The organism is Chishuiella sp. (assembly GCF_032109125.1).
GTDB lineage: Bacteria > Bacteroidota > Bacteroidia > Flavobacteriales > Weeksellaceae > Empedobacter.
This window is the reverse complement of record NZ_DAMCLZ010000003.1, coordinates 55,483-78,498: the sequence shown is the minus strand read 5'-3', so window position 1 is coordinate 78,498 and position 23,016 is coordinate 55,483. Positions and strand designations below refer to the sequence as shown.

The window sequence follows — 23,016 nt, the reverse complement described above, 5'->3', positions numbered from 1 at the left end:
AATTATGATCCCTAAAATAATTCATTTTTGCTGGTTTGGTACTAACCCTTTATCTGAAGAAGTTAAAAATTATATTGAAACTTGGAAAAAATATCTACCAGATTATGAAATAAAAATGTGGAATGAGGATAATTTCAATTACAATGAATTTGAATTTTCGAGAGAGGCATATCAGAAAAAAAAATATGCTTTCGTTTCGGATTTTTGTAGATTATTTGTTTTAGCCAAACATGGAGGGATATATTTAGACACAGATGTTGAAGTTTTAAAGAGTTTTGATGATTTGCTTAATCAGAAAGCTTTTATTGGTTATGAAGATTTTAGAATGATTGGTACATCTGTAATAGGATCAGAACCTAATTCTGAGTTTATTTCTGAAATATTACAAATCTATAAAACTAAAAAATTTATTTTAGATAGTGATAAAATTGATGTTACTCCAAATGTTGTTGTAATTACAAATTATTTAAAAGAAAAAAATATAATTACTGATAGAGGTATTGACAATTATGATGAAAAATTAACAATTTATCCAAGAGATTATTTTTCTCCAAAAATTTTTGATACAAAAAAAATTAATATAACTGAAAATACATATTCTATTCACCATTTTTCTCAATCATGGACATCTTTAAATCATCAAGTTATTCAGATTTTTAAAACTATTTTAATTAAAATTATCGGTTTTGATTTAACAAGAAAGATTATAGATTATGTTAAAAAATAGTAGATTTATTTTTTTTACACTAATTATTATTTGTTTCTTACTGGGAATTGTATGCCCTTACATTCTCCCTGATAAATTTTATCCTGATAGTATACATATAATTACTGATCCATATAATGAAATAGGGGTTTTTAATGGTAGTTATGGACTTACAATTTTAATTTACTACTCAACAGGTATTTATAAATTACCATATAGTATAATTGCTATAATTCAATTAACGATTTTATTTCTTATAATTTATAAAACAGGAATTCCTGAAAAATTTTCACAATTATCTATTAAAAATTTTTTAATATACTTAGCTTTTTTAATGATGGCCATCTTTATAGGTCAACCTACAAAAGAATTTATTACATTTATTTTTATAGCGTTTATAGTCTATATTTTTCAATCAAATTACATTTCTGTCGGTATAGCAATCTTAATTTCTAGTTTGTACTTTTTTCTGTTTGGCTTTTTATTTAGACCCTATTTTTCATTTATACCATTTATATCTTTAGCAATTTATTTAATAACTAAAATTAGATTTAAAAATCGTTGGATTCTATCTATTTTATTAGGGATAAGTGTTATTCTGCTATTTTCATTAACTTATAAAATAGCAAAAGGAGATTTTTTATCTCAAGTAACAAGAGAAAATATTAATAAGCTAAGATTAAATGAAGGAGATGCAAATGCTGATACAATGATTGTATCTCCAATTCCTATCACAAATATATTTACAGAAGCGTTTGCAACAGTATATGGGTTTATAACAGTTAATTTTCCTATAAATGCTTTAAGCTTCTTCTATAAACCCCAAGTTATAGCCTTTGTAATTTGGCAGCTATTTATGACTTGGATAATTATTGTTAGATTTGGATATTTATTGGAAGAATTTCCTAATAGAAAAAAAGAATTATGGTTGATGTGCATACTATTATCTTACTTTATTATACAAGGAATTTTTGAACCAGATTTGGGTTCAGCAATAAGACACAAAATTGGGATTTTACCACTTATCTATTATTTATTTTATTATGATGATTTCAAAAGAAAAATTTAACCAAATTAATAATTGGTTAATCATACTTATCTTATCCACAATATTCTTTAGATCAGTTTCTACTGCTCTAATTTTTATTTTTGCTGGTTTTAATATTATTAATTACAGCTATTTATCTTTTGATAAAAAAAATATTAAATATTATGTGATAGTTGCTATACCTTTTTTATTAGAAATTTTATTTATATGGAATGATATAGGCTCTGCTAAACTATTTAAACCGATCGAAAAAAATTTATCTTTCCTGATATTTCCTCTTTTCATTTTATCAAACTATAAAGCCTATAACTTCTATTATATAGCAGATAAATACAGAAAAATTACAACTATACTAATTATTATATTACTTATACGTTTTGCTTTTATTTTCCCTGATTTTGTACAAAAATACATGCTTGGACATGAACTTTGGGAAATGGGATATGTTATTACCAATAGTTTTGGTAACCATGCTCCAACTGTTAATATGCAACTTGCCTTTATTGTATTGTTAAATTTATATTTTTTATTAAATAATTTTTTAAAAAATATATTTTTAAATAGTATTTTATTACTATTAAGTACATTTGAATTAGTGATAGTAAATACTCGATTATCATTAGGTAGCATTATTGTATGCTCTTTTATCATGGTAATAACATTTGCGTATAAAAAATATAGAGAAAAAAGTATTTATATTATTATCGGATTTTTAATTATTACTTCAAGTATTTTAATCATTGCATTTATATCAAATCCTTACATGAAAGAAAAATATTCTAGCGTAACTTTCTCTAATATGGATAAAATAGGAAAATTAGATGAAGTCGAAAATCCTGATGGCGTATTACATAATGCACTTGTTACAAGAGTAACAATATGGCAATCTACAATTGAAGTTGCCAAAAAGAATACTATTACAGGATATGGATCGGCGAATGCAAAAAATGCATTATTTAACTATTACAAAGAATCAAATCAAAAGTTTTTATCCAAATATGAATTCCCAGTACATAATCAATTTCTTGATTATTTATTGCGTTTTGGAGTTGTAGGATTTGTTGCTTTAGTATTTTATTTTATATATATATATAGAATATCAATTATATCTAAAAATATAATTGGTTTTGTATTTACATTAAATTTTTTATTTTCTAATCTATTCGATGATTATCTAATTTTATTTAGTGGAATAGTTTTTAGCTCAATTTGGTTTTGTCTAATTATGACTTATTATTTAAAAAATAATAAGTCATAATTAATTACTTAAAGTCTTCTGGTGCTATTGTTTTCCAATGTTTTAAAGATTCTCTTAAACCATATTTGAAATCAAAACCATTTTCTATCAAATAATTTGGTTTTATATTAGTAGGAAAAGCTGCTTTTCTAACTCTAACAGGGTGTATATCAGATTTTTTACCAATTAATTTAAAACCAATTTGTAATACTCCAGAAATAAATACTAAAAAACTTACTGGTACACTAAAAGTCGGTTTCTTATATTCAAATTCTTCTTTTATAGCAGTCGTTAAATCCTTTAAATTTAATATAGGATTTTCAGCATAATTATATAAAATTAAGCTTTGATTTTTTTCCATTGTAAATAAAATACTATCAACTAAACCATACACATATCCATAAGCTTTTATAATATTTCCTCCATCAGGTAACATAAAAGACCCTTTTTTAAGAGCTTTGATTGTTCTATATATATTTCCTGGATCATGTGGACCATAAATAACACTTGGTCTTACAATAATCAATCTTCTACTATTGTTTTTAGCTAACCATATTTGATGAATTTTTTCAGCTAAACCTTTAGAAATTCCATAAGGAGTTTCTGCATAAATCAATGAATTTTCATTACACTCTTCTTTAGATTTTCCATAAGGAGCAATACTACTTGTAAAGAAAATATTGTTAATTTTATTGTTTTCAGCAAATTCATTTATATTTTCAGCACCATTTAAATTAGTATCAAAATATTCTTTTCTTTCATGTCCAGGTTCTCTATGAATAGCAGCAAAGTTAAATATCCAAGATTCTTCTGAATCATTTATAATATCTAGATTTATTTGATTTCTAACATCACAAAAAACAAATTCAACACTTTTTGGTAATTTTTTAAAATATTTAGGTTCTTTAATATCCAATAAAATAACTTTAGCAAACCTATTAGTTTCTATAAATCTATTCACTAAAAAATATGCTATATAACCTGAACCTCCGAATATAAATGCAGTTTTCATTATTTGTTTTTATACTCAAAAATAATATATATTTGTTTATGGAAAAAATTAAATTATTACATATATCTGAAACATTTGTTAGTGGGGTATACACATATATAAAACAAATATGTAATTATTTACAAAATAATGATGATTTTGAAATTCATATTATTTATAGCACTGATAGAGTAGAAACAAAAATTGATCATATCCCAAAAGACTTTTCATCTAAAATTATTTTACATGAAATTTCGATGAAAAGAGAAATTTCTCCAAAAGAAGATTTTCAATCGGTAGTTAAAATAAGAAAAAAGATTAAAGAAATAAATCCCGATTTAATTCATTTACATTCTTCAAAAGCAGGAATTTTAGGAAGATTAGCTGCTTTTGGGTTAAAGAAAAAAATTATTTATACTCCACATGGTTACTCTTTTGTAAGAGAAGATATTTCTGCGAATAAAAAGAAAATATTTTTTGCTATAGAAAAAATAATTCAATTAATTCTTCCAGTTCAAATTATTGCTTGTGGTGAACAAGAATTTGAGATGGCAAAAAAAATTGATAAAAAAAATGCGAAAGTAGTTTTTAATGGAGTAGATATTAACTATCTATCAAACTTAAAATTTGTTAGTACAGAAAATAGAAAAAAAATAAGAATTGGAAATTCGGGTCGTGTATCAATTGATAAAAATCCAAAATTATTTAACCTAATTGCTAAAGCTTTGCCTGAATATGATTTTTATTGGATAGGTGAAGGTGAACTAGCAAGTGAATTAACAGAAGCTAATATCTATATAACTGGATGGAAAAATCATAAAGAGTGTATAGAAATATTAAATACATTTGATATATTTTTATCTACATCCCTTTGGGAAGGTTTACCATTTAATATTTTAGAAGCTATGGCATTAAAAAAACCAATAATATCTAATAATATTGAAGGAAATTTAATAACCGTAGAACAAGGTGTAAATGGATACATTTGTAATACAATAGATGATTTTAAAAAATCAATTGAAATTACTTCAAAAAATTTAAATGAAATGGGAGAATCTTCATTTAATAGAGTGTCAGAGTTATTTAATCAAGAAAAAAATATGCACAAATTAATTAATTTATATTTATTACTACTTAAAAAATAATATTTGTAATAAATTTGTAAATATTCAACAATCAACTAAAATGTTACCTAAAAAAATACATGAGCAAAAAATATTTTTAATCATTTTTGATTATATATTTATATCTATTTTATTTTATTTTTTTTTAAAACTACAATACAGTTTTTTTAGTAATGAAAAATTTACCCCTACATTTTCTCAACTTATAGATGCTCATTATAAGGCTTATTTTTTAATTATTATTTCTTGGTATGTAATAGCTGATTATGTAAAAATTTATAAAGAAAAGCGTATTGTTTATTTTAGAGAATTAGTAAAAAAAATAATTTATCAAAGCATAGGATTTTATATCATAATAACAACAATATCCGGCCTTAAAGAAACTGATTTATTATCTACAAAACTGTCTTTAATATTTATAATTTTAATTTTTTTATACTTATTTATTACCAGATTATTTATTTTTTATCTTAAAAGATATAAGTATAATAAAGGTATAGATTTAAAAAATATTTTGATCATTGGTGAAAATAACAATTCGAATAAATTAAAATCTATTTTAAATCATAGAAAGCATTTTGGATATAAAGTTTTTGAAGATCAAAAAAACTCTACAATAGAAACAGTAATTAATTCTATTATAAATAATAAAATTAAAGAAGTATTTATCTCTCAATCAGGAGTAGAAAATAAATTTTATGAAGTTGAAATACTAAACTATTGCGAACGTAATCATATCAAAGTTAATTATATTCCCTACTCTTTAGATAACTATTTAATGAGTTTAGAAGTTGAATATATAGATACATTACCTGTTTTCAAAATGAAAAAATATCGTTTAGAAAAAGTTAATAATCAAATAATCAAATCAATTTTTGATATTTCTTTTTCAGTCTTGGTTTTTATATTTCTTTTAAGTTGGATATTTCCTATAATTGCACTTTTAATAAAAATAGACTCAAAGGGTAATATTTTTTTTAAACAAGAAAGAAAAGGACTTAATGGTAAAGTTTTCTCATGTTATAAATTTAGAACTATGAAAAATGATGGTACAAATTCCATTAAATCTACTACATTAAACGATATGAGAATTACAAAAATTGGAAAGTTTCTAAGAAAAACAAGTTTAGACGAGCTTCCTCAATTCATCAATGTTTTAAAAGGTGAAATGTCTATCGTTGGTCCTAGACCTCATATGGTTTATCAAGATAATCATTATAGTGAAATAATAGAAACTTATAATTTAAGATATTATGTAAAACCTGGTATAACTGGTTTATCTCAAATAAAAGGTTTCAGAGGCGCTATAGATTGTGATAAAGATATGGAAGACCGTGTTAGAATAGATATTTTTTATGTTAGAAATTGGTCTCTACTTTTAGATATACAAATTATTTATCAAACAATAGAGCTTGTTATTAAAGGTGATGAAAATGCAATATAAAAAATTAAAAAACCCTTTATAAACTTTTACAAAGGGTTTTCGAAATGATTCGAAAATATATTTTTTTATACAAAATTAAATTTCATCATATTTTTTCTCCGGATCATTACCAAAACTTGCTAATTTTTTAAGCCACCAAGCTAGCATACCTATTAAAACGAATGTGAATGCCCATCCGAAAATAACTCCAATAGGAGATAATAAATGCTCAAATGTCCATTTGCAAATATTACCAATAGCAAAAAATAAGTCAGTTATAATTCCCATATTCTACTTTATTTCTTAATTTGCATCAAAGTTAATAAAATGTTGGTTAATCTACTTTACAAAAGAAATTTTTTTATACATATTTTTATCATTGTTCTATTTATGGGACTTGGAATGATAAATTTTAACACTATTGTTTTAAGTGATTTAGAAAAACTAGGAGTTTTTCTAACTTTTTTAACAGTCATATTCGTTATCTATATTGATTTTAAGAATGATTTGTTAAGTTCTACATCATTTCCAGTATTTACATATTCACTTTGGTTAATGCCTTTTGTTGTAGGATTATTAGATTATCGGATTGCTGGTAGTTTATTATTAATTACTTATGTAAGTGCTAAATTATTGTACTTTGAATCTGAAAAAAACGACATTTATGAAGCATTTGACATCGGATTATTCATGTCTTTTGCAATATTGCTTTGTCCTCCATTAATTTTTCTCGGGATTATAATTTTTGCTTATTTCTTAACATTGAGGGTTGTAGAACCAAAAATCCCTATTTTGGGTTTTTTAGGTTTTATTGTTCCTATATTAGTGATCGTTCAAATAAGTTATTTATTAGACTATTATTTTTTATTAGATTTTTATAAAGAACAATTAATACCTAGATTATTTCAATTTGAATTAAAACAAATTTTTCTAATTCCTATTGGAATAATATTAATTTTTTCAATTATTCACCAAATAAAAACAGGAAATAAATTATCTGCTCAAAAAAAGAGAATATACTTATTTATACACTTAATGTTCTTTACTATTCTAATTACTTATATCTTTTTTTGGAACAATAACGACACTTATTTATCCTTTTTATCATTTTGTGTGATGATAATGTTGACAAGATATTTTAGTGAATTTAGACCTAAAATAGCTTGGCTTAGTGAAGCTTATATTTGGATATATTTAATTTGTTTATTGATCTTTAATTTTTATGATCGAATTCCTAAATTCTTCACTCTCATTACTGATGTAAGTTTTTAAATCAAATGTATCACCATCAAATACACCATATGTAAAATAGTTGATCCAATCACCTAAATTAATATGGTGTGTTTGTCCAATTGCAATATCCATTGGTAAATGGCGATGACCATAAACTAGAAAATCATATTGCTTTCTATCAAGTTGTTTTTTACTATAAGAAATTAACCATTCATTTTCTATTCCTAAGAAATTAACATCTTCATCTCCAGAAATCATTTTATTTTTTCTAGAAACTGTAATTCCTAACCACATAGCTAGATCTGGATGGAGTAAATAAAATAAAAACTGACATATTTTATTAGTAAAAATCTTTTTCATCCTTTTATATCCTTTATCTCCAGGACCTTTTCCATCTCCATGAACAATAAAAAATTCTTTTCCATTAATAAAAAAATCTTGCTTATCTCTAAAAACAATGGCATTAATTTGTTCTTCTAAATAGTCTTTCATCCAAAGGTCATGATTACCTACAAAAAAATAAATAGGAATTCCTTTATCTGATAGCTCAGCGAGCTTTCCTAATACACGAACAAAACCTTTTGGTACAACATATTTATATTCGAACCAAAAATCGAATAAATCGCCAATTAAAAATAAAACACCACAATCATCTTTAATCTCGTCAAGCCACTTTATAAAAAGCTTTTCACGCTCTAAACTATCTTTTTCATTCGGAGCACCAAAATGATGATCCGAAGAAAAATAAGCTTTTTTTCCAGCTTCAAGCTGTATATTTATTGGTTGTCCTCCGCTAACCATTCTCCGTAAGAATTTTCAGTTTCATGTAATTTTAGAGCAACCAATTCTATGTTTTGTGGCAATTGAGCTTTAATTTTATCAACCATCCATAAAATCATATTTTCACAAGAAGGTTGATAATCAGTAAATACAACGTGATGACCTTCAGCTAATAGTTTTTCACCTAAACCCTTATGAGGAGAATTTTGATTTAATAGGATTGCATGATCAAACAAGTCTACAACCTCTTTATTAATTATTTTTTTTAAATCACCAAAATCCATAACCATTCCAAGTTTTACATCATTAGGATCTTCTGATGGAATCCCTTTTACAGTTACAAAAAGTTTGTAGGAATGTCCATGAATATTTTTACATTTTCCATCATATCCATGTAAAGCATGCGCAGTTTCAAAAGTAAATGCTTTTGTAAGTCTTATAATTTTCATTAAATTTATAGATAAACTTTAATATGCAAAGGTAATGGAAATCAAAATAATCGTTAATTCTTTCGTTGATTTATTTTTCCCTATGCGTTGCATAGATTGTCAAGAAGTAATCCAACCAAGTCAATTTCTTTGTACAAACTGTTCTACAAAACTTCCTTTTACTCATTGGAAATTAAATCAGAATAATGATTTGTACCATAAATTAATAAATTTATCAAAAGTAGAAACAGCTTATTCACTACTTCATTTCAAACATAAAAATAATACACAAAAGATTCTTCATGAAATGAAATACAGAAATAGACCTGATATTGGTATTGATTTAGCTAATTTGATAAATATTGATTTATCAGATTATGATGGAATAATTCCTATACCTCTTCATGAGAAAAGATTAAAAAAAAGAGGTTATAATCAAGTCGGTTATTTTGCTGAAACATTAGCTAAAAACAATAATATTCCATATTTTTTTGATGGATTAGTCCGAACAAAATATAATTCTTCACAAGTAAGGGAAAATAAAAAAAACAGAATTAAAAATTTAAAAAATGCATTCGAAATAAATCCAAAACTTTTACCTGGACATTATATCATTATTGATGATGTTATTACTACTGGAGCTACATTAGTTTCTGCTATAAAAAAATTTAATTCTTTAAATAATTTTAAGATAAGTGTAATTTCCATTGCTTGTGCATAATAACAAGCTTTTTATTAACTTGCAGCCATGAATAAGACAACACGTTTTTCACTATTATTATTAATTATTTTGATGGTAATTTCTTGTGCAAGGCAAGCTACACCATCTGGAGGCCCAAAAGATGAGAAACCTCCTGTTTTTATTAATGCAACTCCTGATACGGTATCTACAAATGTAGATATTAACTTAAAAGAAGCTGTTATAAATTTTGATGAGTATATCGTCTTGAAAGATTACAGTAAAAACGTTGTCGTTTCTCCATCGTTTCAAACTCCTCCAACTGTAAGTCCACAAGCATTAGGTAAAAAGTTTATCTCAATAAAATTTAATGAACCTTTATTACCAAATACAACTTATAGTTTCAATTTTGGAGATGCGGTTCAAGATTTCAATGAAAATAATATTCTTTCAAATTTTCAATATGTTTTTTCAACAGGTAAATTTATTGATTCTCTTCAAATTAAAGGAAAAGTAAATTCATCTTATGATTTTAAAATTCCTGAAAAGATATTAATCGGGCTATATAAAGTAGATGATGAATATAAAGATAGTATTATCTTAAAAAAGAAACCCTACTATATAACAAGAGCAAATAAAAATGGAGAATATACACTTAATTATTTAGCAACTGGTAAATATAAATTAATTGCATTTCAAGATAAAGTAGAAAATGTAATGTATGATTTTGGTAAAGAATTATTTGGTTTTCGTAATGAAGAAGTAGACTTAAATTCTAATCAAAGTTTTGATTTAGTTTTATTTAATCAAAAACCAGCATATAGAAAACCCGAAGCTACTTCAAAACAAGAGGGATTAGTATCCATAAAAACAACAGGAGCTACGGAAGATGTAAAAATAACTCCTTTGTCAAAAGAATTTAAAACAGGATTAATTCAGAAATTTCCAAAACAAGATTCAATAAATTTTTGGTTTAACCCTTCTGTTGATAGTATTTCAGGAAGATCTACTAAAATTGATTTCCTTGTTCAGCATAAAGATCAAATTGATACAATAAGTACCTTATATTCAAAATCTAATATTGAACATAATTTAGAATTTGTTCCTCAAAATGATAAGAAATTAGCCCCAAATAAATTATTTAAAATAAAGGCAAATACACCAATAACTAAATTAGATATTTCTAAAATTCATTTTTTTAAAGATACAATAGCTATTCCATTCAAAGTTGAAATTGATTCTGTTAATCCTCAAATTATAAATTTTGCTTTTGATAAAAATTTAGATGAAAAATTTGAAGTTAATATTTATCCTAAAGGAATGATAGATGTATTTGGTGAAAAAAATGATACAATTGCATATCCTATAAGTACTGGAACACGCGCAGATTTTGGTAACTTAAAGTTAACACTACAAAATGCTCCTACAAAACCATTTGTTCTACAATTATTAAAAAATGATAAAGATTTTACAGTTCTAGAAGAAACTTATTACAAAGCAAATACTGCATATTTTGAGTTTAATTATATAGAACCAGCTGAATATTTATTTCGTTTATTAGTTGATGAGAATGAAAACGGAAGATGGGATACAGGTGACTTCTTAACAGGTAGACAGCCAGAACCTATTTATTTATATCCAGAACCTATTAAAACTCGAGCAATGTGGGATTCATCTGAAACATGGATTTTAGGACAAGCTAATCAACCTGTTACTTTACCAAGTGATGATAAAGAATCTGATCGAAAAAGATTAGAGAAAGGAGAATTGAAAGAAGGTGAAGAGAGAAAAACAACTTCTACAAATAAAGAAAATAAAACTACTAAATAATTTAGTAGTTATCTATAAAAAAATCCCAATGAAATTCATTGGGATTTTTTTTATATAATTTTATTATTATTCTTCTATTGTTTCTTTCGGAACTTCGTAATTTTCGCCAACGCTTTCGCTTCCACTTCCTTCAATTAATGGCCCTGGATCATTTTGTTCATCGTATTGATGGAAACCAAGGCTACTCGAACAATCCCAACGTTTTTCAACATCCTTAGGTTTATCAAATTTATCACTTGCCGTTACACCGAATTTACCACCTTCTTTATAAACACCTTGCATATAATATGCCCAAATTGGTAAAGCTGTGTTAGCTCCTTGTCCTGTAGCTGTACTTTCGAAGTGAGCAAAACGATCTTCAGCTCCAACCCAAACTCCTGTAACTAGGTTAGGGGTTAATCCCATAAACCAACCATCAGAATTTTCATTAGTTGTACCAGTTTTACCAGCAATTTCAGCAGTAAGATTATATCTATTTCTCAAACGAGAACCAGATCCTCTTTCAACAACACCTTTCATTAAATCAATCATTGTATAAGCTACGTATTCATTTACAACTTCACGTGTTTTTGGAGTATAATCTTTAATTACTTTTCCTTGTTTATCTTCTATTCTAAGAATTAACTGAGGTTTAATGTAAATACCTCCATTAGCAAAAGCGCTCATCGCTCCAACCATTTCATATAAAGATAAATCTGCAGATCCTAATGCAATTGTATTATCGTTAATAATAGGAGATTCGACACCTAAATCTCTAGCCATCTGAATTACAGGTTGTGTTCCTGTTTGCATAATTAAACGTGCAGCAACAATATTTGTTGAATAGGCTAGGGCAGTTCTTAAATCTTGAGAACCTCCATATCTACCATTAGCATTTCTAGGTGACCAATTTCCAGGTATTCTTTCATTAGAAACTTGATAACATGGTGATAATCCTAATTGATTAATTGCTGTTGCATAAACAAATGGTTTGAAAGTTGAACCTACTTGACGACGAGCTTGTTTTACGTGATCAAATTTAAAATAATTCCAATCAATTCCTCCAACCCAAGCTTTTATAGTTCCATCTTTTGGATCCATAGACATTAAACCTGCTTGTAATATATGTTTATGATATTCTATAGAATCCATTAAAGTTTTCCCTTTTTTGTACTTAATTCCATCCCATGTAAAGAATTGAACTGAATCTCTAGGAGTAGTGAAAACTTTTGTTATTTCATCTTCAGACTTACCTTCATCTTTCATTTTTTTATACAAGTCAGTGCGTCGCATAGCTTGTTTAAAAATACTTTCTCTTTTAGCTGCAGAAACGTTATAAAATGGAGCTAATTTTCTTCCTCTTTGCTCACCAAAAAACTGATCTTGTAAAACTTTTAACTGTTTTTGAACAGCTGATTCTGCTAATGCTTGTAATCTAGAATCTAATGTTACGTAAATTTTAAGTCCATCTTTTTCAAGATTATATGATTTTCCAGTTTCTTTTTCGTAATCAACCATCCAATCTTTAATTTCTTTTCTTAAAGCAGATTTAAAATAAGCTGAGTGAGAATCGTCATGCCTCATTATATCTTGTCGATCAGTCACTAAAGGTTCTTCTTTAGCAGCTTCTCCTTCAGCTTGAGAAATTTTATTGTATTTCATCATTTGATTTAACACAAGATTTCTTTGCTTTTTAGATACTTCAGGATACTTAATAGGATTATAAGCAACAGGGTTTTGAAACATAGAAACTAATGTAGCAGCTTCGTCTAAATTTAAATCTTTCGTCGTTTTATTAAAATATACTTTTGCAGCAGATTCTATACCTTTTGCGCCATATATAAAATCAAACTTATTAAAATACATCGCAATGATTTCTTCTTTTGTATACAATTTTTCTAACTGTACAGAAGTCACCCATTCTTTTAATTTTTGTATTCCACGTTTAATTTTATTAGAAGATGGATCTTTTGTATACAACTGTTTTGCTAATTGTTGTGTAATTGTAGATCCTCCACCTGATTCTCCGACAGAAGATATTGCACGAAATGCAGCTTTAATATCTACACCAGAATGATCAAAAAATCTAACATCTTCTTTAGCCAATAATGCATCTACTAAATAAGGAGGCAATTCTTTATATTCAACTGGGGTTCTTCTTTCTGCTTCGAAACGATCTAATAAAACACCATCAGAAGAAATTATTTCTGATGCAACATAAATATCAGGATTTTCTAAATCTCTAACATTTGGAATTTCACCTAATAAACCATTAGATGCAGCCCAAAATATTCCAAAGATTCCTAATATTCCTGCAAAAAATGCTACCCAAATTAATATTATTATTCTTTTTACTAAGGAATAACTATTAAATTTTTTCTTTGCCTTAGAGGCTGTATTATTTTTAGGACTTTTACTGTTTTTCATTCTGTATTATTCAGCTTTATCAACAATCAAACTTATATCTTCAATACCTTTCAAATTTTTTGTTCGCATACCTTGCCAAACTTTTAGCTGATAACGACCAGAATCTTTAATTGGTAATTTTTCTCGGTAGACCAACATCATTTCTTTCGTAGTCATACCTTTACCAATCCAACTTCCATCAGGGTTTGCAATATAATACTGTAAAGTATCAATCATTTCATTACCTTTTGGATCAATGAATTTAGTGAACAAATATAAGTTACTATATTCATACGATGTATTATTCCTTAGTACAAATTTTATGTTAAAAGATGATGGTGTTTTATCCTTCACATCAAAAATAAATGTTTCTGGCTTTGTATTTTTCCATTCATTTTTTACATTTTTTGTCTCTTGATAATAATGTTTTGCTTCACAACTAAACAATAAAAAGATAACAAGTATAAACAAGCTACTCTTGCGTATTATCTGGTTTTTGCCCACGATTAAATCTTTTTTTATTTCGATTCTTCGATTTATTTGGATTCGATTGAGGATTTTTACTTTCCTCATCTGAATTATTTACTTTTTTCTCAACATTTTTGTTTTTATGTTGAGGCTGCTTTTTAACAGATTCATCAGCACTATTCAACTGATTATTTGGTTTATTCTGATTAGGATTATTCGGTTTTCGTTTTTGTTGATTACGATTACGAGGTTTCCCTTCCTGTTTTACTTGATCAGAATCTTCTACTATTTTTTCCTTATTTTGGTTATTATTAGGGACTCTCTTTATAGATTGATCTCCTAAATTAGCTTGATTATTAGATTTATTCTGATTAGGGTTTGTATTTCTATTTGGTCGATTTTGATTGTTCTTTTTTGGTTGACCTTGATTAGAATTTTTTCCTGGTTTTTGATCAGAATTTACTTGTAAATCTTTATCTTTTCCTTCAACTTGTTGTTTTTGTTTAGCTTGTTGAGGCTTATTATTTTGTTTATCGTTTGAATTAGAAGGTTGTTTTTTAATTCTTTTTCTTTTACGATTTTGTTTTTCTTTACGTTCAAATCGTTCTAAAGAATCCTCTCCAATTACATCTGTAAAATCAGGTTTAACTTCTTCTAAGTTTTTAGCTAAATCTTCTAAAGGTTCTGTTTTAATTCCTTTTGCTGTTAAAGCTAAAAATTCTTGAATATCACCTACAGAGAATTTATACCAAACAATACCTCCTCTTTCATAAGCAAACCACATTTCTCGTTTAAAAACATCAATCTTAACACATTGTGCCCATCCTTTTTCAGTCTCAAAACGACTTTCCATAGAAGGAAAAGTATTTAATGCATCAAGATAAGAATCTAACTCAAAATTTAAACAACATTTCAATTTACCACATTGTCCAGCTAATTTCTGAGAATTGATAGATAATTGTTGATAACGAGCTGCTGCTGTGCTAACAGATCTAAAATCAGTTAACCATGTAGAACAACATAATTCTCGTCCACATGATCCAATTCCACCAACTTTAGCAGCCTCTTGACGGAAACCAATTTGTTTCATTTCAATTCTTACACCAAATTTCCCTGCATAATCTTTAATTAATTGACGGAAATCAACTCGACCTTCAGCTGTGTAATAAAATGTAACTTTCGCTCCATCACCTTGATATTCAACATCACAAATCTTCATTTCTAGATTATGGTTTTTTGCCATAATTCTAGAATCAATCATTGTTTGTTTTTCTCTATCACGAAACTCTTGCCAAGTTTCTATATCTTTCTGATTCGCTTTACGATAAACTTTCTTTACATCCTCCGCTGTCCACGAAAGATTCTTTTTTTTCATTTGGATTCTAACTAACTCACCCGTAAGTGTAACAACCCCAATATCATGACCAGGTGTTCCTTCAACAGCGATAACATCGCCAATATTTAGAGATATGTTGTTTTCGTTTTTATAATAAAACTTTCGATCGTTTTTGAAACGAACTTCCACAAAATTGAACTTTTCTTGTCCATTTGGAAGTTGCATATTCGATAACCAATCAAAAACTGATAATTTTCCACAACCATCAGTGCCACAAGCACCATTATTGTTACATCCTTTCGGAAGTCCATTAGAAGTTCCACAAGATCCACATCCCATGCTTCTAATTCTTTTATAATTAACTACACAAAGGTAATAAAATATTTTTCTGTTTACATGAAATCATTTATATGAACAATTGAATTTACAAAAACAAAACAAACATATATATATCAATTATTTATATTTTATTTTTTTAGAATTTTAATTGTTTTGAAAGATATATTTATTATAAAAATTAATCCAAAATATAATTTCTTGGAAGCTTTAATTTTAAAATGACTATTTAAAAAAGTAAATTATTATTCGTAATAAATGCCTAATATAGAATTGAACAGCTTAAATTTGCAAAAAATTACATACAATGGCAAAAGAAGTTCGTGTAAGATTTGCGCCTAGTCCAACTGGTGCATTACACATAGGAGGAGTTCGTACAGCGTTATACAATTATCTTTTCGCAAAACACCACAACGGAAAATTCTTATTAAGAATAGAAGATACAGACCAAACACGTTACGTGGAAGGAGCTGAACAATATATTATAGATTCTTTACAATGGTTAGGTTTAATACCTGATGAAGGTGTTGGTTTTGGAGGAGAATTAGGTCCTTACCGCCAATCTGAACGTAAAGAAATGTATAAGCAATATGTTGACCAATTAATAGAAAATGGAAAAGCATATTATGCTTTTGATACTGCTGAAGAATTGGATGAAGCTAGAGCAAATGCAGAAGCTAACAAAGAAACTTTTATCTACAATTGGTCTACAAGAAATAAACTTAAAAATTCTCTTTCTTTAACAAATGAGGAAACAAAAGAATTATTAGATAATAATACTCCTTTTGTCGTTCGTTTCAAAATTGATGACGAGCGTACGGTTTTATTAGATGATATGATTCGTGGTAAAATTTCTATCGATGCTTCTACTTTAGATGATAAAGTTTTATTTAAATCAGATGGAATGCCAACTTATCATTTAGCTAATATTGTGGATGATCATTTAATGGGAATTTCTCACGTTATTCGTGGTGAAGAATGGTTACCTTCTATGGCATTACATGAATTGCTTTATGATGCTTTTGGATGGGAAGCTCCTCGCTTTGCTCATTTACCTTTGATTTTGAAACCAGAAGGTAAAGGAAAATTAAGTAAACGTGATGGTGATAAACATGGATTCCCTGTTTTCCCAATGGAATGGGAAACCGAAGAAGGTATAGCAAAAGGATATAAACAAGAAGGATATTTCCCTGATGCTGTACTTAATATGTTAGCTTTATTAGGTTGGAATCCTGGAACAGACCAAGAGATTTTTTCTTTAGAAGAATTAACTGCAGCATTTAGTTTAGAAAAAGTTTCTAAGTCGGGAGCTCGTTTTTCTCCAGAAAAAGCTGTTTGGTTTAATCACCAATATTTACAACAAAAAACTGTTGAAGAATTATTGCCTGCTTTTGAGGAAGTTTTAAAAGAAAATGGAATTGAAGCAAATGTAAACTTGGATAAAAAAGTAATCGAATTATTGAAAGAGCGAGCTAATTTTGTGAAAGATATTTATACACAAGGACAGTTCTTTTATATAGCTCCTTCTTCTTATGATGAAAAAGCTGCTAAAAAAGCTTGGAAAGATGATTCAAAAGTTATTTTGACAAGTTTTATTGATGTATTAAATTCATCTGAATTTGATGCAGATACTTTGCATGATGCTATGGCTAATTTTGTAACGGTACAAGAAATAGGTTTCGGAAAAATTGGAATGCCTTTACGATTAAGTTTAGTTGGTGCATTACAAGGTCCTGATGTTCCTGTAATTATGGCTACTTTGGGTAAAGAAGAAACAATAGCAAGAATAAATAAAATTATTGAGGTTTTAGGCTAAAATAATTCATAGATACTAAAAAAACCGTAATCAGAGATTACGGTTTTTTTATTTTAATAATTACTAGATTTTGCGTTAGGGATTGCAGTGAAAATCCTTTTTCCTCAGAAAAAGATTGCAACGGAAAGCCCGCCCGAAGGGAACGCCCAACTAAAATTTAATAACTTGGTATTATAAATTCTTTTTGATGTAATTTGTCATTTTACGGAATAACTGAATTCTAGTTTTTCCACCATAAATACCATGATCTTTATCGGTGTAAATTGCCATATCAAAATCTTTATTGGCTTGAACTAATGCTTCTGACAATTCGAATGTATTTTGTGGATGAACATTATCATCAGCAGAACCATGAATTAACAAAAAGTTTCCTTTTAAGTTATCAACATAATTGATTGGTGAATTATCGTCATAACCAGATGCGTTTTCTTCCGGCGTTCTCATGAAACGTTCTGTATAAACAGAATCATAATATCTCCAATTGGTTACAGGAGCAACAGCGATTGCAGTTTTGAAAACATCGTTTCCTTTGAACAATACGTTAGAAGCCATGAAGCCACCAAAAGACCAACCCCAAATTCCGATACGAGCACTATCTACGTAAGGTAATTTACCAAGTTCTTTTGCTGCAGCTATTTGGTCTTCTACTTCGTATTTACCTAATTGTAAATATGTTTGTTTTTTGAATGCTTCTCCTTTAAATCCTGTTCCTCGTCCGTCTACACAGAAAACTAAATATCCTTCTTGTGCTAACATTAAGTGCCAATAATCATTGGTATTAAAATAAGAGTTACTTACAGTTTGAGATCCTGGACCAGAGTATTGATACATTAAAACCGGATATTTTTTGTTTGGATCAAAATTCTTTGGTTTTATAACGTAAGCATTCAACTCATTACCTTCAGCCGTTTTTAGAACAAATAATTCTTTTGTTCCTACATTGTCTATTGTTAATTTATCTTTTACTTGACTATTTTCTACAATAACCCCTAAATCTTTTCCTGATTTTGAGTTAACCAAACTAGTTGTTCTTGGTGTATTGATTGATGAAAAAGTATTGATAAAATAAGTATAATTTTTACTGAATGCCGCTGAATTTGTACCGTTATTCTTTGTTAACATTGTATTTTTCTTTCCATCTAAATGGATTCCAAAAATTTGTCTTTCAGTAGAAATACGTTTTCCATTATTGGCATTTGATTGGTAATAAACAGTTTTGTTTGCAGGATTGTAACCATAATAACTTGTGACTTCCCAATCTCCTTTTGTTACTTGATTAATTAATTTACCATTGTCTGCATAATGATAGATATGGTTGTTTCCATCACGCTCTGAAGTCCATAAAAATGTATTATCTGGTAAAAATTCTAATGTCAAAGCATCAGTTTCTATCCAAGCTTTATTTGTTTCTGTAAAAAGCTTATTCACTTTTTTTGAACTTAAATCATAAAAAGATACATCAACATTATTTTGATGACGATTAGAAGTTACAACTGTTAATAAGTTCGATTTTTTAGAGAATTTAATTTTTGGGATATAATAATTCTGAACAGAAGATAAATCTACATTTGTTGTAGCATTATTTTTTGTATCAAAAACATGTAATGTTACAAGAGAATTATCTTGACCTGCTTTTGGATATTTGTAACGTAATTCTTTTGGATATAAGTTATGATAATAAATAGGAAGGTTAATTTCTTTTACTTTCGATTCATCGAAGCGAACAAAAGCTAATGAAGTTCCATCTGCATTCCAATCAAAATTTCTTACGAAACCAAATTCTTCTTCATACACCCAATCATTAATACCATTGATGATGTTATTTTTTTCACCATCTTTGGTTACTTGAGTTATCTTATTCGTTTTAAGATCTTGGATGTATAAGTTGTTTTCGAAAGCAAATGCTACTTTTGAAGCATCTGGAGAAAATAATGGCTCTTGAATAGGTTTTCCATCAAAAAGAGTTGTACTAGATTTAGTTTGCGTATCATACACTTCATATTTTGCTGTAAATGAATGACGATATATAGAGTTAGATTCTGTTTGTAGTAATACATAACGTTCATCTGCACTAAATTCATATCCTTCGAAAGTACCAGCAACTAAAATATTATCTGCTACTTGATGATTCTTTATTAATGTAGATTCGTACGAGCGTTTTACAAGTCCATCACGAGTAAGAACAGTATAGTTTTCTCCATCATTCAAAGAGTTTACTCCATACAAAGAATTCTCTCTATACTTACCTCCATAAATACCTTCTATTGTAATTTGTTGTGCCAAAGAGCATATACTAACTGCAAATACAGCTAAACTAAAAATTATTTTTCTCATAATTGTGTCCTATAACATGTGTATATTCTATCAATCAAATATAATGAAAAGAATAGTTGGGGCTATATTTTTATAGGGTGATTTATAAATTATTAAGATTTTTACATAATTAATATGTCTTATTTATCAATATTTATATCTTGATAGAATTTTGTTGTTAATTAGCTATTCTTGTTTGATATGATTGGAGATGTTTGAGGTGAAAATAAGAAAATTTAGTTATTCATTATATCAATTATAATGTTATAGCTATTATACTAACTTTTAAAGATTATATTGTTTGTTGTGTATACCTATTAGTTTAGTATACAATTGTGTTAAATTAGGTTGAAGTTTCTTGTTCAAGAAAATATCAAAATTTTTATCACTTCCATATTTATCAATTATTTTTTCAAATTCATTTTTAATTTTTTGTAAATCTTTACCCTTTATTTCTTTTTTTATTTTTAAATTATCTTGTATATATTCATAACCATTTTGAAAAATATGACAGATATTATGTCTCCTATATTCTATATAATTATATTCATCCTCTTGTAATTCTGATTTCATTATTGTTAATCCTTTTATTAGTTCTTCATAAAATTCTAATTTATTTTGATTCTCACCTTTTTTTAAATCTTCAAAAACTTTATTTGCATATGAAAATCCTTCTGTCATAACCTCATAAAATTTAATATAAAACATATCCTGATAGACAAAATCCCATTTTTTAGTAAGTTCATTGTTTAGATAAAACAGAATTCGTAACCACTGATTAAATTGTTCTTCTTGAACAATCTTTTTTCTTAAAAAATCAGTTAAAAATTCTTCTTTTGGAAATTCATTCATTATTCTAAATTATTATAATTGTAATATTTATTAAAAACCAAATGTAGAATATTTATACTTAATTTACTATAAACCATAGTTTAATAAAAATATTCATACATGGTTTAGATATTTTTTTAGGAATAAATGAAGATAATAAGAAATCTAAAAAAATCACACTTTATTAATACTAATGTATAATTCTTTTTATAACAACATATCTTGTCGTTGTAAAAACTTATTTTTGTGTAATAAAATAACATACAATGGCTAAAACAAAAACAACCTATTTCTGTCAGAACTGTGGAACACAAACTTCTCAATGGATGGGACAATGTAAAAGTTGTGGAGAATGGAATACCATTGTAGAAGAAATAGTAGATAAAGGCGAAGAAAAAAAATCTTGGAAAGATAAATCTGATAAAAAAGAGAAAAATTTCGCATTAAATATCCGTGAAGTAAATCCACTTGGAGAAACAAGAATCTCAACAAAAAATCAAGAATTAGATCGTGTTTTAGGAGGCGGTATTGTTCCTGGTTCTGTTATTTTGGTAGGAGGAGAGCCTGGTGTAGGAAAATCTACATTAATGCTTCAGGTTGCTTTAAAATTAGATACCATCAAAATATTATATGTTTCTGGTGAAGAATCTGTTTCGCAAGTAAAACTAAGAGCAGAGCGTATTGGAATAGAATCTGATCAATGTTTTGTATTACCAGAAACAAATACACAAAAAATATTTGCTCATGCTAAGGAAATCCAACCTCAATTAATTGTTGTTGATTCTGTACAAACATTACAAACATCGTATGTTGAATCTTCTCCAGGAAGTATTTCTCAGATTAGAGAAACTACTTTTGAGCTGATACAATATGCTAAAGAAACCAATACACCTATTATATTAATTGGACATATTACTAAAGAAGGTGTAATTGCTGGTCCTAAAATTTTGGAACATATGGTTGATGTTGTTTTACAATTTGAAGGAGATAGAAACCATATTTATAGAATTTTACGTGCTAATAAAAATCGTTTCGGATCTACAGCAGAAATTGGTATTTACGAAATGCAAGGAGCTGGATTACGAGAAGTTACTAATCCATCGGAAGTATTGATTACTAAAAAAGATGAATTACTTAGTGGAAATGCTATTGCTGCAACTTTAGAAGGTGTTCGTCCTATGTTGATAGAAATACAAGCCTTGGTTTCTACAGCTGTTTATGGAACTCCACAACGTACAGCTACAGGGTTTGATGCTAAACGACTAAATATGCTTTTGGCTGTTTTAGAAAAACGTGCAGGTTTCCGTTTGAATATGAAAGATGTTTTCCTAAACATTACTGGTGGAATTCGTGTTGATGATCCTGCCATAGATTTAGCTGTCATCGCAGCCATTCTTTCTTCTAGCGAAGATTCTGCGGTACCAGATAATTGTTGCTTTGCTGGTGAAGTTGGTCTTAGTGGAGAAATTCGTGCTGTAAATCGTGTAGAACAACGAATTACTGAAGCAGAAAAGCTCGGTTTTGATGTTATTTTTGTCTCTAAATACAATAAAATAAAAGATACAGATTACGGAATCAGAATTGTTCGTATATCAAAAGTAGAAGATATTTATCGTATGCTTTTTCAATAAAAATATAAATTATGAAACGAATTTTGATTTATAGTCTTGCAACTTTATTACCTATTTTGGGTGGTATAGTATTTTTGAATTTCTATGGTAATCAAAATTCATTTCCTATACAATGTATTTTTCATTCTGTAACAGGTTTATGGTGTCCTGGTTGTGGTGGACAAAGAGCTTTTTCATTATTGTTACACGGACATATTCTAGAATCTTTGCGATATAATATTATATTGCCTATTGTATTATATTTTGCTATTATTGGATATTATAGCATGATTGGAAATCTATTTCTTAAAGAACCATTTTCTCAGAAATTAAGTTTTTCTTCAAGAACAACTAGAAATTTTTTAATTTTTCTAGTCATTTACTCAATTCTAAGAAATATTCCTTTTGTTCCTTTTACTTATTTAGCTCCAGTTTATTAAAT

At 27.4% G+C, this 23,016-nt stretch carries 20 protein-coding genes; 11 read left to right on the top strand and 9 right to left on the bottom strand.

The annotated features are described in order from the left end of the window. Positions 1–4: 4 nt before the first annotated feature. The 3 genes from RT575_RS04950 to RT575_RS04940 are packed head-to-tail and all read left to right on the top strand — an operon-like array spanning position 5 to position 3,012. Entirely contained in the window at positions 5–727 is a 723-nt protein-coding gene (locus tag RT575_RS04950; RefSeq protein WP_313579275.1) for a glycosyltransferase, read from the top strand. Continuing rightward, entirely contained in the window at positions 714–1,775 is a 1,062-nt protein-coding gene (locus RT575_RS04945) for a hypothetical protein (RefSeq protein WP_313579273.1), read from the top strand. The genes RT575_RS04950 and RT575_RS04945 overlap by 14 nt, the downstream gene beginning before the upstream one ends. Further along, positions 1,750–3,012, top strand: a complete 1,263-nt coding sequence (locus RT575_RS04940; RefSeq protein ID WP_313579271.1) for an O-antigen ligase family protein — start codon at positions 1,750–1,752, stop codon at positions 3,010–3,012. The genes RT575_RS04945 and RT575_RS04940 overlap by 26 nt, the downstream gene beginning before the upstream one ends. A gap of 4 nt (positions 3,013–3,016) precedes the next feature. Here the strand turns inward: RT575_RS04940 and RT575_RS04935 are convergent, their stop codons facing one another. Next, on the bottom strand, positions 3,017–4,003 hold the full coding sequence (locus tag RT575_RS04935; RefSeq protein WP_313579269.1) for an NAD(P)-dependent oxidoreductase: 987 nt from the start codon (positions 4,001–4,003) through the stop codon (positions 3,017–3,019). 38 nt (positions 4,004–4,041) lie between these two features. Here RT575_RS04935 and RT575_RS04930 point away from each other — a divergent pair, with 38 nt between their 5' ends. Beyond that, on the top strand, positions 4,042–5,127 hold the full coding sequence (locus RT575_RS04930) for a glycosyltransferase (RefSeq protein ID WP_313579267.1): 1,086 nt from the start codon (positions 4,042–4,044) through the stop codon (positions 5,125–5,127). 40 nt (positions 5,128–5,167) lie between these two features. Next, positions 5,168–6,550 carry an exopolysaccharide biosynthesis polyprenyl glycosylphosphotransferase gene (locus tag RT575_RS04925; protein ID WP_313579266.1) on the top strand — a complete coding sequence of 461 codons (1,383 nt, stop codon included), beginning with the start codon at positions 5,168–5,170 and terminating at the stop codon, positions 6,548–6,550. Between the two features lie 75 nt (positions 6,551–6,625). On the opposite strand, the gene RT575_RS04920 is transcribed toward RT575_RS04925, so the two are convergent. Beyond that, entirely contained in the window at positions 6,626–6,817 is a 192-nt protein-coding gene (locus tag RT575_RS04920) for a hypothetical protein (protein WP_313384713.1), read from the bottom strand. A 39-nt stretch (positions 6,818–6,856) separates the two neighbouring features. Between RT575_RS04920 and RT575_RS04915 the strand changes: the two genes are divergently transcribed. Then, positions 6,857–7,801, top strand: coding sequence for a DUF6427 family protein (locus RT575_RS04915; RefSeq protein ID WP_313579264.1), 945 nt, complete (start codon positions 6,857–6,859; stop codon positions 7,799–7,801). Here RT575_RS04915 and RT575_RS04910 read toward each other — a convergent pair. Together RT575_RS04910 and RT575_RS04905 are read right to left on the bottom strand one after the other, a co-directional pair. Then, positions 7,733–8,563 (bottom strand): UDP-2,3-diacylglucosamine diphosphatase, encoded by an 831-nt coding sequence (locus tag RT575_RS04910; RefSeq protein WP_313579262.1) that lies wholly within the window; start codon positions 8,561–8,563, stop codon positions 7,733–7,735. The genes RT575_RS04915 and RT575_RS04910 overlap by 69 nt on opposite strands. Continuing rightward, positions 8,539–8,985 (bottom strand): 6-carboxytetrahydropterin synthase, encoded by a 447-nt coding sequence (locus tag RT575_RS04905; RefSeq protein ID WP_313385110.1) that lies wholly within the window; start codon positions 8,983–8,985, stop codon positions 8,539–8,541. The genes RT575_RS04910 and RT575_RS04905 overlap by 25 nt, the downstream gene beginning before the upstream one ends. Positions 8,986–9,025: 40 nt before the next feature. On the opposite strand from RT575_RS04905, the gene RT575_RS04900 reads away from it, so the two are divergent. Together RT575_RS04900 and RT575_RS04895 are read left to right on the top strand one after the other, a co-directional pair. Further along, positions 9,026–9,691: a double zinc ribbon domain-containing protein gene (locus RT575_RS04900; protein ID WP_313579260.1), complete on the top strand. Its 666-nt coding sequence runs from the start codon at positions 9,026–9,028 to the stop codon at positions 9,689–9,691. Positions 9,692–9,718: 27 nt separating this feature from the next. Further along, positions 9,719–11,479, top strand: a complete 1,761-nt coding sequence (locus RT575_RS04895) for an Ig-like domain-containing protein (RefSeq protein ID WP_313579258.1) — start codon at positions 9,719–9,721, stop codon at positions 11,477–11,479. Between the two features lie 66 nt (positions 11,480–11,545). Here RT575_RS04895 and RT575_RS04890 read toward each other — a convergent pair whose 3' ends face one another. The 3 genes from RT575_RS04890 to RT575_RS04880 are packed head-to-tail and all read right to left on the bottom strand — an operon-like array spanning position 11,546 to position 16,007. Further along, positions 11,546–13,885, bottom strand: a complete 2,340-nt coding sequence (locus tag RT575_RS04890; protein WP_313384704.1) for a transglycosylase domain-containing protein — start codon at positions 13,883–13,885, stop codon at positions 11,546–11,548. 6 nt (positions 13,886–13,891) lie between these two features. Further along, positions 13,892–14,335 carry a gliding motility lipoprotein GldH gene (locus tag RT575_RS04885; protein WP_313579256.1) on the bottom strand — a complete coding sequence of 148 codons (444 nt, stop codon included), beginning with the start codon at positions 14,333–14,335 and terminating at the stop codon, positions 13,892–13,894. 1 nt (position 14,336) lies between these two features. Next, positions 14,337–16,007 (bottom strand): regulatory iron-sulfur-containing complex subunit RicT, encoded by a 1,671-nt coding sequence (locus tag RT575_RS04880; RefSeq protein WP_313579254.1) that lies wholly within the window; start codon positions 16,005–16,007, stop codon positions 14,337–14,339. Positions 16,008–16,311: 304 nt separating this feature from the next. On the opposite strand from RT575_RS04880, the gene gltX reads away from it, so the two are divergent. Next, the gene (gltX, locus tag RT575_RS04875) at positions 16,312–17,820 is read left to right on the top strand and encodes a glutamate--tRNA ligase (protein ID WP_313579252.1); all 1,509 of its coding nucleotides are present in this window, start codon (positions 16,312–16,314) and stop codon (positions 17,818–17,820) included. A gap of 171 nt (positions 17,821–17,991) precedes the next feature. Here gltX and RT575_RS04870 read toward each other — a convergent pair whose 3' ends face one another. Together RT575_RS04870 and RT575_RS04865 are read right to left on the bottom strand one after the other, a co-directional pair. Then, on the bottom strand, positions 17,992–20,154 hold the full coding sequence (locus tag RT575_RS04870) for a S9 family peptidase (RefSeq protein WP_313579250.1): 2,163 nt from the start codon (positions 20,152–20,154) through the stop codon (positions 17,992–17,994). Positions 20,155–20,418: 264 nt separating this feature from the next. Beyond that, positions 20,419–20,985 carry a hypothetical protein gene (locus RT575_RS04865; RefSeq protein WP_313579248.1) on the bottom strand — a complete coding sequence of 189 codons (567 nt, stop codon included), beginning with the start codon at positions 20,983–20,985 and terminating at the stop codon, positions 20,419–20,421. Between the two features lie 245 nt (positions 20,986–21,230). On the opposite strand from RT575_RS04865, the gene radA reads away from it, so the two are divergent. Together radA and RT575_RS04855 are read left to right on the top strand one after the other, a co-directional pair. Further along, positions 21,231–22,595: a DNA repair protein RadA gene (gene radA, locus RT575_RS04860; RefSeq protein ID WP_313579246.1), complete on the top strand. Its 1,365-nt coding sequence runs from the start codon at positions 21,231–21,233 to the stop codon at positions 22,593–22,595. 11 nt (positions 22,596–22,606) lie between these two features. Continuing rightward, positions 22,607–23,014 (top strand): DUF2752 domain-containing protein, encoded by a 408-nt coding sequence (locus RT575_RS04855; protein ID WP_313579244.1) that lies wholly within the window; start codon positions 22,607–22,609, stop codon positions 23,012–23,014. The last annotated feature ends 2 nt before the right edge of the window (positions 23,015–23,016 follow it).

What these genes read in the sequence shown, in the direction of transcription:
- RT575_RS04910 (WP_313579262.1), bottom strand. Translation starts at nt 8,563, where the DNA reads ATGGTTAGCGGAGGACAACCAATAAATATACAGCTTGAAGCTGGAAAA.
- RT575_RS04855 (WP_313579244.1), top strand. Translation starts at nt 22,607, where the DNA reads ATGAAACGAATTTTGATTTATAGTCTTGCAACTTTATTACCTATTTTG.
- radA (WP_313579246.1), top strand. Translation starts at nt 21,231, where the DNA reads ATGGCTAAAACAAAAACAACCTATTTCTGTCAGAACTGTGGAACACAA.
- RT575_RS04935 (WP_313579269.1), bottom strand. Translation starts at nt 4,003, where the DNA reads ATGAAAACTGCATTTATATTCGGAGGTTCAGGTTATATAGCATATTTT.
- RT575_RS04950 (WP_313579275.1), top strand. Translation starts at nt 5, where the DNA reads ATGATCCCTAAAATAATTCATTTTTGCTGGTTTGGTACTAACCCTTTA.
- RT575_RS04930 (WP_313579267.1), top strand. Translation starts at nt 4,042, where the DNA reads ATGGAAAAAATTAAATTATTACATATATCTGAAACATTTGTTAGTGGG.
- RT575_RS04895 (WP_313579258.1), top strand. Translation starts at nt 9,719, where the DNA reads ATGAATAAGACAACACGTTTTTCACTATTATTATTAATTATTTTGATG.
- RT575_RS04915 (WP_313579264.1), top strand. Translation starts at nt 6,857, where the DNA reads ATGTTGGTTAATCTACTTTACAAAAGAAATTTTTTTATACATATTTTT.
- RT575_RS04940 (WP_313579271.1), top strand. Translation starts at nt 1,750, where the DNA reads ATGATGATTTCAAAAGAAAAATTTAACCAAATTAATAATTGGTTAATC.
- RT575_RS04920 (WP_313384713.1), bottom strand. Translation starts at nt 6,817, where the DNA reads ATGGGAATTATAACTGACTTATTTTTTGCTATTGGTAATATTTGCAAA.
- gltX (WP_313579252.1), top strand. Translation starts at nt 16,312, where the DNA reads ATGGCAAAAGAAGTTCGTGTAAGATTTGCGCCTAGTCCAACTGGTGCA.
- RT575_RS04900 (WP_313579260.1), top strand. Translation starts at nt 9,026, where the DNA reads ATGGAAATCAAAATAATCGTTAATTCTTTCGTTGATTTATTTTTCCCT.
- RT575_RS04945 (WP_313579273.1), top strand. Translation starts at nt 714, where the DNA reads ATGTTAAAAAATAGTAGATTTATTTTTTTTACACTAATTATTATTTGT.
- RT575_RS04870 (WP_313579250.1), bottom strand. Translation starts at nt 20,154, where the DNA reads ATGAGAAAAATAATTTTTAGTTTAGCTGTATTTGCAGTTAGTATATGC.
- RT575_RS04865 (WP_313579248.1), bottom strand. Translation starts at nt 20,985, where the DNA reads ATGAATGAATTTCCAAAAGAAGAATTTTTAACTGATTTTTTAAGAAAA.
- RT575_RS04880 (WP_313579254.1), bottom strand. Translation starts at nt 16,007, where the DNA reads ATGGGATGTGGATCTTGTGGAACTTCTAATGGACTTCCGAAAGGATGT.
- RT575_RS04925 (WP_313579266.1), top strand. Translation starts at nt 5,168, where the DNA reads ATGTTACCTAAAAAAATACATGAGCAAAAAATATTTTTAATCATTTTT.
- RT575_RS04890 (WP_313384704.1), bottom strand. Translation starts at nt 13,885, where the DNA reads ATGAAAAACAGTAAAAGTCCTAAAAATAATACAGCCTCTAAGGCAAAG.